12 protein-coding genes and 1 other annotated feature are annotated in these 12,285 nt (G+C 50.7%); of the genes, 7 read left to right on the forward strand and 5 right to left on the reverse strand.

From position 1 onward, the window contains the following. Positions 1 to 193: 193 nt before the first annotated feature. The 3 genes from clpB to rluD form a co-directional block, all read right to left on the reverse strand. Entirely contained in the window at positions 194 to 2,767 is a 2,574-nt protein-coding gene (clpB, locus tag OGX94_RS20700) for an ATP-dependent chaperone ClpB (protein WP_003826468.1), read from the reverse strand. Positions 2,768 to 2,896: 129 nt separating this feature from the next. Continuing rightward, positions 2,897 to 3,628: a purine nucleoside phosphorylase YfiH gene (gene yfiH, locus OGX94_RS20705; protein WP_257661997.1), complete on the reverse strand. Its 732-nt coding sequence runs from the start codon at positions 3,626 to 3,628 to the stop codon at positions 2,897 to 2,899. Further along, on the reverse strand, positions 3,625 to 4,605 hold the full coding sequence (gene rluD, locus OGX94_RS20710; protein WP_003826464.1) for a 23S rRNA pseudouridine(1911/1915/1917) synthase RluD: 981 nt from the start codon (positions 4,603 to 4,605) through the stop codon (positions 3,625 to 3,627). Before rluD ends, yfiH begins: the two co-directional genes overlap by 4 nt. Before the next feature lie 131 nt (positions 4,606 to 4,736). On the opposite strand from rluD, the gene bamD reads away from it, so the two are divergent. From bamD to pheA, 4 genes are all read left to right on the forward strand, one after another. Then, entirely contained in the window at positions 4,737 to 5,474 is a 738-nt protein-coding gene (gene bamD, locus OGX94_RS20715; protein ID WP_003826460.1) for an outer membrane protein assembly factor BamD, read from the forward strand. Positions 5,475 to 5,743: 269 nt separating this feature from the next. Then, a complete protein-coding gene (gene raiA / locus OGX94_RS20720; protein WP_003031244.1) occupies positions 5,744 to 6,082 on the forward strand; it encodes a ribosome-associated translation inhibitor RaiA in 339 nt (112 codons plus the stop codon). Positions 6,083 to 6,184: 102 nt separating this feature from the next. Further along, positions 6,185 to 6,311, forward strand: a sequence feature (Phe leader region). Next, complete coding sequence (pheL, locus tag OGX94_RS20725; RefSeq protein WP_100250063.1) at positions 6,186 to 6,233, forward strand: pheA operon leader peptide PheL; 48 nt, start codon at positions 6,186 to 6,188, stop codon at positions 6,231 to 6,233. (Overlaps the previous feature by 48 nt.) A gap of 22 nt (positions 6,312 to 6,333) precedes the next feature. Then, positions 6,334 to 7,494, forward strand: coding sequence for a bifunctional chorismate mutase/prephenate dehydratase (gene pheA, locus OGX94_RS20730; RefSeq protein ID WP_149335750.1), 1,161 nt, complete (start codon positions 6,334 to 6,336; stop codon positions 7,492 to 7,494). Between the two features lie 96 nt (positions 7,495 to 7,590). Here the strand turns inward: pheA and tyrA are convergent, their stop codons facing one another. Both tyrA and aroF read right to left on the reverse strand, forming a co-directional pair. Then, positions 7,591 to 8,712 (reverse strand): bifunctional chorismate mutase/prephenate dehydrogenase, encoded by a 1,122-nt coding sequence (tyrA, locus tag OGX94_RS20735; RefSeq protein WP_063941896.1) that lies wholly within the window; start codon positions 8,710 to 8,712, stop codon positions 7,591 to 7,593. Positions 8,713 to 8,722: 10 nt separating this feature from the next. Next, a complete protein-coding gene (aroF, locus tag OGX94_RS20740) occupies positions 8,723 to 9,793 on the reverse strand; it encodes a 3-deoxy-7-phosphoheptulonate synthase AroF (protein WP_003031241.1) in 1,071 nt (356 codons plus the stop codon). A gap of 215 nt (positions 9,794 to 10,008) precedes the next feature. Here aroF and OGX94_RS20745 point away from each other — a divergent pair, with 215 nt between their 5' ends. The 3 genes from OGX94_RS20745 (at position 10,009) to dgcN (ending at position 12,279) form a co-directional block, all read left to right on the forward strand. Further along, positions 10,009 to 10,383 (forward strand): DUF2799 domain-containing protein, encoded by a 375-nt coding sequence (locus OGX94_RS20745; RefSeq protein ID WP_003826452.1) that lies wholly within the window; start codon positions 10,009 to 10,011, stop codon positions 10,381 to 10,383. Between the two features lie 158 nt (positions 10,384 to 10,541). Continuing rightward, the gene (gene yfiR / locus OGX94_RS20750) at positions 10,542 to 11,060 is read left to right on the forward strand and encodes a regulatory sequestration protein YfiR (protein WP_257661998.1); all 519 of its coding nucleotides are present in this window, start codon (positions 10,542 to 10,544) and stop codon (positions 11,058 to 11,060) included. Further along, a complete protein-coding gene (dgcN, locus tag OGX94_RS20755; protein ID WP_003826449.1) occupies positions 11,053 to 12,279 on the forward strand; it encodes a diguanylate cyclase DgcN/YfiN in 1,227 nt (408 codons plus the stop codon). The genes yfiR and dgcN overlap by 8 nt, the downstream gene beginning before the upstream one ends. Positions 12,280 to 12,285: the final 6 nt, after the last annotated feature.

Here is a 12,285-nt window from a genome sequence, read left to right on the forward strand (position 1 = left end):
CCCCGCTGACCCGGCGGCTTGTAATCCGTTGTTCCGTGTCAGTGGAGGCGCATTATAGGGAGTTATTTCAGGCTGACAAGTTAAAAATATAAAAAACTTATCAAGCGATTACTTTTCAATCAATACGTCCATTTCCGCCTGGATTTTAAACAAAAACGAGCCCCGCAGGGCCCGTTTATTGTTGTTTTGTGACTTACTGCACTGCCACTATGCGATCGTCATTCACTTCCAGACGAATCGTTTTGCCCGGAATCAGTTCACCAGACAGAATTTGCTGCGCCAGCGGGTTTTCGATCTGCTGCTGGATAGCACGTTTCAATGGACGCGCGCCATACACCGGATCGTAACCATTCGCGCTCAGCAGTTTAAGCGCCTCGTCAGAAATATGGATTTCATAGCCACGCTCTTCCAGACGTTTGTACAGACGCTGCAACTGGATCTGAGCAATAGAAGCAATATGCTGCTCACCCAGCGGGTGGAACACAACAACCTCATCTATACGGTTGATGAATTCCGGGCGGAAGTTATTGCTCACAACGCCCAGCACCATATCTTTCATATGGCCGTAATCCAGCTCACCGAAGCGTTCCTGGATCAGATCGGAACCCAGGTTTGAGGTCATAATGACAACCGTATTACGGAAGTCGACCGTTCTCCCCTGTCCGTCAGTCAGACGACCATCATCAAGCACCTGCAGCAGAATGTTGAACACATCCGGATGCGCCTTCTCCACTTCATCCAACAAGATGACAGAGTAAGGACGACGACGTACTGCTTCCGTCAGGTAACCACCTTCTTCATAACCGACATATCCCGGAGGTGCCCCGACCAAACGAGACACGGAGTGTTTCTCCATAAACTCGGACATATCGATACGCACCATTGCATCGTCACTGTCGAACATAAAGTTTGCCAGCGCTTTGCACAGTTCGGTTTTACCGACACCGGTTGGACCAAGGAACAGGAATGAACCAATCGGACGATTCGGATCGGACAAGCCCGCACGGCTACGACGGATGGCGTTAGAAACGGCTTCCACCGCTTCGTTCTGACCAATCACGCGGCTGTGCAGCTCCTGCTCCATACGCAATAGTTTTTCCCGTTCGCCTTCCAGCATGCGAGCAACTGGGATCCCGGTCCAGCGCGCCAGCACCTCAGCAATTTCTGCATCCGTGACTTTATTACGCAGCAGACGCATGGTTTTGCCTTCAGACTGGGTAGCTGCTTCCAGCTGTTTTTCCAGTTCAGGAATTTTGCCGTACTGCAGTTCAGACATCCGCGCCAGGTCGCCAACGCGGCGCGCCTGTTCGATGGCGATTTTTGCCTGCTCCAGCTCAGCCTTGATAGTTTGCGTTCCCGAGAGGGAAGCTTTTTCAGCTTTCCACTCTTCCTCTAACTCAGAATACTGGCGTTCTTTGTCGTCCAGCTCTTCGTTGAGCATATCGAGACGTTTTTTACTTGCCTCATCAGACTCTTTCATTAATGCCTGCTGTTCCAGTTTGAGCTGGATAATACGGCGGTCGAGTCTGTCGAGTTCCTCCGGCTTGGAGTCAATCTGCATACGAATGCTGGATGCCGCTTCGTCAATAAGGTCGATAGCTTTATCCGGCAACTGACGATCGGCAATATAGCGGTGAGACAGCGTAGCTGCCGCAACAATCGCCGGGTCAGTAATCTGCACATGATGGTGCAGTTCATAACGTTCTTTCAGGCCACGCAAGATTGCGATGGTGTCCTCCACTGAAGGTTCAGCCACAAACACTTTCTGGAAACGACGTTCCAGCGCCGCATCTTTTTCGATGTACTGGCGATATTCATCAAGCGTTGTTGCGCCTACGCAGTGCAGCTCCCCACGGGCCAACGCAGGTTTCAGCATGTTCCCGGCGTCCATTGCGCCATCGGCTTTACCCGCCCCAACCATGGTATGCAATTCGTCGATAAACAGAATGACGTTGCCTTCCTGTTTCGAGAGATCGTTCAGCACACCTTTTAAACGTTCTTCAAATTCGCCACGATATTTGGCCCCAGCCACCAGCGCGCCCATATCCAGTGCCAGTACACGACGGCCTTTTAAGCCTTCCGGCACTTCACCATTGATGATGCGTTGGGCCAGCCCTTCAACGATGGCGGTTTTACCGACACCGGGTTCACCGATTAACACCGGGTTATTTTTAGTACGACGTTGCAGCACCTGAATGGTACGGCGAATTTCTTCATCACGGCCGATGACCGGATCGAGTTTGCCCTGTTCGGCACGTTCGGTCAGATCAACGGTATATTTTTTCAAGGCCTGACGTTGGTCTTCAGCCCCCTGGTCATTCACGCTTTCACCTCCACGCATTTGTTCAATTGCCTGAGTGATATTGGCGGTCGTCGCGCCTGCTGATTTTAATAAATCGGTCAGCGTACCGCGTGACTCAAGCGCCGCCAGAACGAACAGTTCTGACGAAATAAAGTTGTCCCCACGTTTTTGCGCCAGCTTGTCGCAAAGATTCAGTACACGCACCAGTTCCTGAGAAGGCTGCACATCGCCGCCGGTACCTTCTACCTGTGGCAAACGGCTCAACGCCTGGTCAATGGCTGTACGTAACTGGCCAGCATTAATGCCAGCAGACGTTAATAAAGGACGTACCGATCCCCCTTCCTGATTCAGCAAGGCGCTCATTAGATGAAGTGGTTCGATAAATTGATTGTCGTGCCCCAATGCGAGTGACTGGGCATCGGCAAGAGCAAGCTGGAATTTATTAGTAAGACGATCCAGACGCATAACTCCTCCCATAACAGGTCAAAATTGCTACTGGAGATTAAATGAGGTCATCCCTCAATTATTCAAGGTGAATGACCTGAATTATGTGAAAAGAAAATTACACGTACCGGATCGTCTTGATTCTTTAGGTTATATCAGCCAAATAAAACTTGCCATACGACCCGTGGTATTGTCGCGACGATAAGAGAAGAACGTCTCACTTTCGCTGAAGGTGCAACGGTCGCCACCGTAGAGATTCTCCACGCCGACATTGGCCAGGCGCTGACGGGCAAGCTGGTAGATATCCGCCAGATACTTGTCGCCGCGCGGCACAAATGCAAGGTCCGCTTGCGGATCTTTCGTCATGAACGCCTCGCGGACTTCTGGTCCAACTTCAAACGCGTTTGGACCTATCGCCGGGCCTAGCCAGGCAATAATGTTTTCAGGTTTGTCGGCAAAACACGCCACCGTCTCTTCCAGCACGCCGGCGCATAATCCGCGCCAACCCGCATGGGCAGCAGCAACTTCCGTTCCGGCACGATTGCAAAACAACACCGGCAAACAATCAGCGGTCATCACCGCACACACGGTGCCCGGCGTGTTGCTGTACGACGCATCTGCACGTTTGGAGGCGTAAGGCTCGCCGTTCAGTTTCAGGACATCCTTACCGTGGACCTGCTCCAGCCAGACCGGCTTTGACGGCAGATTGCCCGCAGCAAACAGTCGTTTGCGGTTCTCTTCAACATGCTCCGGGTTATCGCCGCAATGGGCGCCCAGATTCAGCGAATCGTAAGGCGGCATACTGACTCCGCCAATACGGGTAGAACTACACGCCGCGACACCTTGCGGTATAGGCCACTGCGGGACAATTAGCTTACTCATAGCCAGGCAATATCATCCTTGTGTTCTTCGAAATCAGCGCGCATCACTTCAATCAATTGCACCATATCTTGTGGAATCGGCGCATGCCATTCCATTTCGATACCGGAAATCGGGTGATACAAACGCAGCATGGTCGCATGCAGCGCCTGACGGTCGAACTTACGCAGTACGGAGATAAATTCGTCAGAAGCGCCTTTCGGTGGACGTGGACGGCCACCGTAGACCTGATCGCCCACCAGAGGATGAGTGATATGTGCCATGTGCACGCGGATCTGGTGCGTACGTCCGGTTTCCAGACGCAACCGCAGACGCGTGTGCACACGGAAGTGTTCCATAATGCGATAGTGCGTTACCGCCGGTTTCCCCATTGGGTGTACGGCCATGTGCGTACGCTTGGTCGGGTGACGGCTAATCGGTTCCTCAACGGTTCCGCCAGCAGTCATGTGACCAATCGCCACGGCTTCGTACTCACGGGTAATTTCGCGCAGCTGCAACGACTCCACCAAACGTGTTTGCGCCGGAACCGTTTTTGCCACCACCATTAATCCGGTCGTGTCTTTATCCAGACGGTGCACGATACCAGCACGAGGAACATCCGCGATTGGCGGGTAGTAATGCAGTAACGCATTCAATACCGTGCCATCGGGATTCCCGGCGCCCGGATGCACTACAAGGTCACGGGGTTTGTTGATGACAAGAATGTCGTCATCTTCATAAACGATATCCAGTGGGATATCCTGAGGTTCAAAACGAACCTCTTCATCAATTTCTGCGTTGATGGAGACACGCTCTCCACCCAACACTTTTTCTTTCGGTTTATCGCAAAGTTGGTCATTTACCAGTACGCGCTGGTCGAGGATCCATTCTTTTATGCGCGATCGCGAATAATCAGGGAACAATTCGGCCAAAGCCTGATCTAAGCGTTGACCGAGCTGATTTTCGGAGACTGTTGCGGTGAGTTCTACTCGTTGTGCCATAAACTGCTTCTTCGTTTAACGTTGGGTTTTACGGCTTTGCCGTTTAATATAGTGTGCTATTGTAGCTGGTCTTAACCGGGAGCAGGAACAGAGAATCTCCCGTATTACATTTTGAGGAAAGTCAAAACGTCATGACGCGCATGAAATATCTGGTGGCAGCAGCCACGTTGAGCCTGTTTTTGGCGGGTTGCTCTGGTTCAAAGGAAGAGGTGCCCGATAATCCGCCAAATGAAATCTACGCGACTGCTCAGCAAAAGCTGCAGGACGGTAACTGGAAACAGGCAATAACGCAATTGGAAGCGTTGGATAACCGTTATCCATTTGGACCGTATTCTCAGCAGGTGCAATTAGATCTCATCTACGCCTACTACAAAAACGCCGATCTGCCACTTGCTCAGGCTGCTATCGATCGTTTTATCCGTCTTAACCCGACACACCCTAACATTGATTATGTCATGTATATGCGTGGCCTGACCAATATGGCGTTGGATGATAGCGCACTGCAAGGATTCTTTGGTGTTGATCGCAGCGATCGCGATCCACAACATGCCCGAGCTGCGTTTAATGACTTTTCCAAACTGGTGCGTGGGTATCCGAATAGCCAGTACACCACTGACGCCACCAAACGTCTGGTGTTCCTGAAAGACCGGCTGGCGAAGTATGAATACTCCGTTGCGGAATACTACACTGCCCGCGGCGCATGGGTTGCCGTGGTAAACCGTGTGGAAGGCATGCTGCGCGACTACCCGGATACCCAGGCAACACGTAATGCCCTGCCGTTGATGGAAAACGCTTATCGCCAGATGCAGATGAATGCGCAGGCTGAAAAAGTCGCGAAAATCATTGCCGCCAACAGCAGCAATACCTGATTTGCCTCAGAATGCAAAACGGCAGCCCAAGGGCTGCCGTTTTTTTATCCGTTAACGCCACAACTGAAGCGGTTTAGCTCCAACGCATCCCATCAAATATGGCCTGCTTTCAGGTATTCCTCAAGTAAAAAATCGCCTGTTCCTGCGGTGCCTCACAAAAAGGTTTTCTTGACAAAAAGCGACAAAATAATGTGATTTAGATCACACATTTTGACATTGGGAACGGTATGCTGGAATCACCAAGACGGGAAAGACAAGAGGTAAAATTTATGACAATGAACATTACCAGTAAACAAATGGAAATTACTCCGGCAATTCGCCAGCATGTCGCAGACCGTCTCGCCAAACTAGAAAAATGGCAAACTCATCTGATTAATCCACATATCATTCTGTCTAAGGAGCCACAGGGTTTCATTGCTGATGCCACCATCAATACACCGAACGGACATCTGGTCGCCAGCGCAAAACACGAGGATATGTACACCGCAATTAACGATTTGATCAACAAGCTGGAACGGCAGCTCAATAAAGTGCAGCACAAAGGCGAAGCCCGTCGTGCAACAACTTCAGTCAAAGACGCCAACTTCGTCGAAGCAGAAGAAGAGTAGTCCCTTACATTGAGTGTATCGCCAACGCGCCTTCGGGCGCGTTTTTTGTTGACAGGGTGAAAACAGTACGGGTACTTTACTGACGTAGCCAAAGGAAAATTACATGAAACTTGTCCCGTTCTTCTTCGCATTCTTTTTTACCTTCCCCTGAATGGGAGGCGTTTCGTCGTGTGATAAAGAATGCGAAGACGAACAATAAGGCCTCCCACAACGGGGAGGCCTTTTTTATTGATAACAAGAAAGGCAACACTATGACATCGGAAAACCCATTGCTGGCGCTGCGCGATAAGATCAGCACGCTGGATGAAAAATTACTGGCCCTGCTGGCTGAGCGACGTGGACTGGCCGTAGAAGTTGGTAAAGCCAAACTGCTTTCGCATCGTCCGGTTCGTGATATCGACCGTGAACGTGACCTTTTGGACCGACTCATTCAGCTTGGCAAAGCACATCATCTTGATGCTCACTACATTACTCGCCTGTTCCAGCTCATCATCGAAGACTCCGTCCTGACTCAACAGGCACTGCTCCAGCAGCACCTGAACAAAATTAACCCACACTCCGCGCGCGTGGCCTTCCTTGGGCCAAAAGGGTCATATTCTCACCTCGCAGCACGTCAGTACGCTGCCCGCCATTTTGAACAATTTATTGAAAGCGGCTGCGCAAAATTTGCCGATATCTTTAATCAGGTCGAAACCGGACAGGCTGACTATGCTGTAGTTCCGATTGAAAACACCAGCTCCGGTGGGATTAACGACGTTTACGACCTGCTGCAGCACACCAGCCTGGCTATCGTTGGCGAGATGACCATTACAATAGACCACTGTGTACTGGTGTCTGGCACAACGGATCTTGAGACCATTGAAACGGTATATAGTCATCCGCAGCCGTTCCAGCAGTGCAGCAAGTTCCTGAATCGCTACCCGCACTGGAAGATTGAGTACACCGAAAGCACCTCTGCGGCGATGGAAAAAGTTGCGCAGGCTAACTCACCGCGCGTGGCGGCCCTGGGGAGCGAAGCCGGAGGCGTACTGTATGGATTGCAGGTTCTCGAACATATTGAGGCTAACCAGTCGCAAAACATCACCCGTTTCGTGGTGCTGGCACGTAAAGCAATCAATGTATCCGACCAGGTTCCGGCAAAAACCACGCTGCTGATGGCAACAGGACAACAGGCCGGTGCGCTGGTTGAGGCGCTGCTGGTACTGCGTAACCATAATCTGATTATGACTAAACTGGAGTCACGCCCGATTCACGGCAATCCGTGGGAAGAGATGTTTTATCTTGATATCCAGGCCAACCTGGAGTCGCCCCAGATGCAAAAAGCATTGAAAGAGCTGGGTGAGATTACGCGTTCGATGAAAGTACTGGGGTGCTATCCAAGTGAGAACGTGGTGCCAGTCGATCCGAGCTAACGTTTGACAATGCCGGATGGCGCTACGCTTATCCGGCCTACGGTTCATACGATTTTTGAAGGCCGGATAAGGCGAAGCCGCCATCCGGCATCTTAATTAAGGACGGCTATCATTCGCCTGGCGTAACAAAGTACGGCTTTCACTCTGGAAGCGTTTCGCATAATCGCCAAACCAATGCTCCACCTTACGGAAACTGTCGATAAACGCTTGCTTATCGCCCTGCTCCAGTAAACCGATCGCCTCGCCAAAACGTTGGTAGTAGCGTTTAATCAGCGCAAGGTTGCTCTCAGACGACATAATAATATCGGCATAGAGCTGCGGATCCTGGGCAAACAGACGGCCAACCATCGCCAGCTCAAGCCGGTAAATCGGCGAAGAGAGCGCCAGCAGCTGCTCCAGTTGAACGTTCTCTTCCGCTAAATGCAGACCGTAAGCAAAGGTCGCAAAGTGACGCAGTGCCTGAATAAACGCCATGTTCTGGTCATGTTCAACGGCGCTGATCCGATGCAGTCGCGCACCCCATACCTGAATCTGTTCCAGAAACCACTGATAAGCTTCCGGCTGACGTCCGTCACACCAAACGACGACCTGCTTGGCCAGACTGCCGCTGTCCGGACCAAACATTGGGTGTAACCCCACCACCGGGCCATCATGTGCAGCCAGCATCGCCTGTAAAGGACCATTTTTCACCGAAGCCAGATCCACCAGGATGCAGTCAGACGGCAGATGCGGTAGTTTGGCGATCACCTGCTCGGTGACGTGGATCGGCACGCTGACGATCACCATGCCGGCATCAGAGACGATCTCCGGCGCGCGATCCCAGTCCTGCTGTTCCAGGATCCGTACCTGATAACCTGACAGGGTGAGCATTTTTTCGAACAGACGCCCCATCTGACCGCCGCCGCCGACAATCACCACCGGCCGCAGAGAAGGACAAAGCGTTTTAAACCCTTTGTCGTTCTCACTGGAGTAGGACTCACGCATAACGCGGCGTAGCACATCTTCAATCAGGTCCGGCGGCACACCCAGGGCTTCCGCTTCCGCCCGGCGAGAGGCCAGCATAGAGGCTTCCCGTTCCGGCACATAGATCGGCAGCCCAAAGCGGCTTTTTACTTCACCTACTTCGGCAACCAGCTCCAGGCGGCGTGCCAGTAAATCCAGCAGCGCCTTGTCGACTTCATCAATTTGATCGCGTAATGCGGTCAATTCAGCAACCATAACCAACCTCTTATGCTACACGCGCCGACAGCTGACCGTTTAAATCCTGGCTAATTTCACGCAGCAGCGCATCCGTCATTTCCCAGCTAATGCAGGCGTCAGTTACGGATACGCCGTATTTCATTTCGCTGCGCGGCTGTTCAGAAGACTGGTTGCCTTCGTGAATATTACTTTCAATCATCAAGCCAATGATTGAGCGATTGCCATCTTTGATTTGTGCAATCACGGATTCAGCCACGGCAGGCTGACGGCGGTAATCTTTATTGGAATTACCATGACTGCAATCTACCATCAGAGAAGGTCGTAGTCCCGCCTGCTCCATCTCTTTTTCGCACTGGGCGACATCTGCCGGGCTGTAGTTCGGCGCTTTACCTCCGCGCAAGATCACGTGACCGTCCGGATTCCCCTGTGTTTGCAGCAGTGCAACCTGCCCGGCCTGGTTAATACCGACAAAGCGGTGCGACTGCGCGGCCGCGCGCATGGCGTTAATGGCGGTCGCCAGGCTACCGTCGGTACCATTCTTAAAGCCAACCGGCATCGAAAGACCGGAAGCCATTTCACGGTGAGTCTGCGATTCCGTAGTACGGGCACCGATTGCGGACCAGCTAAACAGATCGCCCAGGTATTGCGGGCTATTTGGATCCAGCGCTTCAGTTGCCAGCGGCAGTCCCATATTTACCAGTTCAAGCAGCAGCTGACGCGCAATTTTCAGACCAGCTTCAACATCAAAAGAGCCATCCATATGAGGATCGTTAATTAACCCTTTCCAGCCGACAGTGGTACGGGGTTTTTCAAAATAGACGCGCATCACCAGGTAGAGGCTATCGCTGACCTCTGCGGCAAGGGCTTTAAATCGACGAGCATACTCAATCGCCATTTCAGGATCGTGAATGGAGCATGGGCCACATACGACCAGCAGGCGAGGATCGCGACCAGAGATAATATCTGAGATGGTTTTACGCGACTGGGCGATTTGCGCCTCTTGCTCCTGGCTCAGCGGAAATTCAGCTTTCAGCTGCTCCGGAGTCATCAGAACCTGTTCGTCGGTAATATGTACGTTGTTCAGCGCGTCTTTTTGCATGATGGTGATCCTGTTTAGCTCGTTTGCGATAGTTGATCCTCAGCGAGGAGGAAATAACGATATCACAACAGGTAAAGATTTCAATCCACAATCCGTAAATTTTAATTTACATTATGCTATTTTAAGGCAAAAACAGCCCTTATAAATGTACATTTAAATTTACACCACCGAATTTTCAGATCCACTATGCTTAAAAAAACGAAGGAGCACAGGCAATGAAGCAACTCATCAGCATCTTGTTTCTATTACTTCTTAGCGGATGTCAGATAGACCCCTACACCCATGCCCCTACCTGGACTGGTACCGACTGGTACGACGCCGGGATACAAGATGCCATTTCGGGCTATGCCGTTAAAGATAATGAAACGCTTGCCGACAACTACAATGACCGCAACGTCGATCGTACGGAATACCTTAAGGGTTACGCCGAGGGACAGCGTAAAACCTGCCAGCAGGATTTTGTTTATGCCAGAGGCCTGACCGGGAAAACTTTTCCGCCCAGTTGCGATACTGTCGAAAATGTTGACCAGTTACACAGCGCCTGGCAGCAAGGGGCAAACGAGGGTGCCGCCTCGATAAGATTAAATTAAACAATGGTTTATATTTTATAAACCATTAAGATTTAACTTAAATCACCAATAGCATTATTCCAGGAATAATGACGGCTTAGGAAAATAATGTTATTTTGTTGCAAACAATCTTGAATGTATTTCGACGTTTTACAGCAAACGCTGGTAGGTAACTATTCATGAGCTATTCTTACCGACTCATACTTCTACTGGCACTGCTCCTGACCGGATTACCGCTGTATGCCCAAAGCGTTACGGAAGAAGCAAAATCGGTACGCGCTATGGTTTCCGGCATCGTCAGTTATACACGCTGGCCCGCACTTTCCGGGCCCCCAAAACTGTGTATTTTCTCTTCATCGCGTTTTTCCAGTGTCCTGAAAGATACCAGTGTAGGCGCATTACCCTATCTTCCCGTCATCATCCGTACGGAACAAGAAATATTAGTTTCGCAGTGTGACGGTTTTTATTTTGGAAAAGAATCCCCTACTTATCAGGTGGAATTAAAGAATAAATATCCGACTAAGGCATTGTTATTAATTGCTGAACAGAACCCCGAATGCGTTATTGGCAGCGCCTTTTGTCTCATAATTAAAGACGAAGATGTGAGATTTTCCGTAAATATGGATTCCCTTTCACGCAGCGGCGTAAGGGTCAGTCCAGACGTATTGATGCTTGCACGGAATAATAAGCATGGATAAGGGCCATTCTCCCATAGCACGCCCGACGTTTAAGCGAACATTACGGCGTATCAGCATAATCAGCGTTCTGGTAACCATGATGCTGATCTGGCTGCTGCTCAGCATTTCTTCCGTGCTGGCATTAAGACAGTATGCGCAAAAGAATCTGGATCTGACTGCCGCTACCATGACCCGTACGCTCGAAGCTGCATTAGTCTTTTCTGATAGTGTTGCAGCAACTGAAACGCTGGCGGCACTGGGCCAGCAGGGGCAATTTTCCGTTGCAGAAGTCCGTAATAAAAACCAGAAGGTGATCGCCACCTGGCGCTATAACGCGCAGGATACCACTGAAAAGATCAGCGGGATGATCAGCCACTGGCTGTTCCCACAACCGGTCACTCAGCCGATTTTGCATAATGGCAACGTCATCGGCGAAGTACGATTGACTGCGCGCGATAGCGTTATCAGTCATTTCATCTATTTGTCGCTGGCCGTCCTTACCGGGTGCATTCTGTTGGCATCCGGAATTGCATTAATGCTCACTCGCTATTTACACAATGGCGTTGTGGATGCACTGCAAAACATTACCGAGGTGGTACATGATGTTCGTACCAACCGTAACTTTTCACGGCGCGTATCAGAGGAACGCATTGAAGAGTTTCATCTCTTTGCCCTGGACTTTAATAGTCTGCTGGACGAGATGGAGGAGTGGCAACTTAAACTGCAGGCAAAAAACGCTCAGCTGTTGCGTACTGCACTACATGACCCTCTGACGGGTTTGGCAAATCGCGCAGCATTTCGCAGCAGCATAAATGCCCTAATGAATGATGATGCCGCCCACAGCAGCTCGGCATTGTTATTCCTTGATGGCGACAATTTTAAATTTATTAATGATACCTGGGGCCACGCAGCGGGGGATCGGGTCCTGATTGAAGTCGCAAAAAGGTTATCCGAGTTTGGGGGGAGTCGCCATTACCCATACAGACTTGGCGGCGATGAGTTCGCCATGGTGCTGTACAGCGTTCATTCTGAATATGAGGTTCAGCGGATCTGCGCGGCACTGTCACAAGAGTTTAACCGACCTTTTGACCTGCATAATGGTCATCTGGCAAGCATGACGCTCAGCATTGGGTTTGCGCTGACGTGGGAACATGCCTCTGCCGAAAAATTACAAGAACTTGCCGATCAAAATATGTATCAGGCTAAACATTTGCGTTCTGAACGCATTATTAAAAAATAAGGAATT

The organism is Citrobacter sp. Cpo037, assembly GCF_030332945.1.
Lineage (GTDB): Bacteria > Pseudomonadota > Gammaproteobacteria > Enterobacterales > Enterobacteriaceae > Citrobacter > Citrobacter portucalensis.

Coding starts and splice junctions, on each gene's coding strand:
- clpB (WP_003826468.1), bottom strand. CDS start 2,767: ATGCGTCTGGATCGTCTTACTAATAAATTCCAGCTTGCTCTTGCCGAT.
- yfiH (WP_257661997.1), bottom strand. CDS start 3,628: ATGAGTAAGCTAATTGTCCCGCAGTGGCCTATACCGCAAGGTGTCGCG.
- rluD (WP_003826464.1), bottom strand. CDS start 4,605: ATGGCACAACGAGTAGAACTCACCGCAACAGTCTCCGAAAATCAGCTC.
- bamD (WP_003826460.1), top strand. CDS start 4,737: ATGACGCGCATGAAATATCTGGTGGCAGCAGCCACGTTGAGCCTGTTT.
- raiA (WP_003031244.1), top strand. CDS start 5,744: ATGACAATGAACATTACCAGTAAACAAATGGAAATTACTCCGGCAATT.
- pheA (WP_149335750.1), top strand. CDS start 6,334: ATGACATCGGAAAACCCATTGCTGGCGCTGCGCGATAAGATCAGCACG.
- tyrA (WP_063941896.1), bottom strand. CDS start 8,712: ATGGTTGCTGAATTGACCGCATTACGCGATCAAATTGATGAAGTCGAC.
- aroF (WP_003031241.1), bottom strand. CDS start 9,793: ATGCAAAAAGACGCGCTGAACAACGTACATATTACCGACGAACAGGTT.
- OGX94_RS20745 (WP_003826452.1), top strand. CDS start 10,009: ATGAAGCAACTCATCAGCATCTTGTTTCTATTACTTCTTAGCGGATGT.
- yfiR (WP_257661998.1), top strand. CDS start 10,542: ATGAGCTATTCTTACCGACTCATACTTCTACTGGCACTGCTCCTGACC.
- dgcN (WP_003826449.1), top strand. CDS start 11,053: ATGGATAAGGGCCATTCTCCCATAGCACGCCCGACGTTTAAGCGAACA.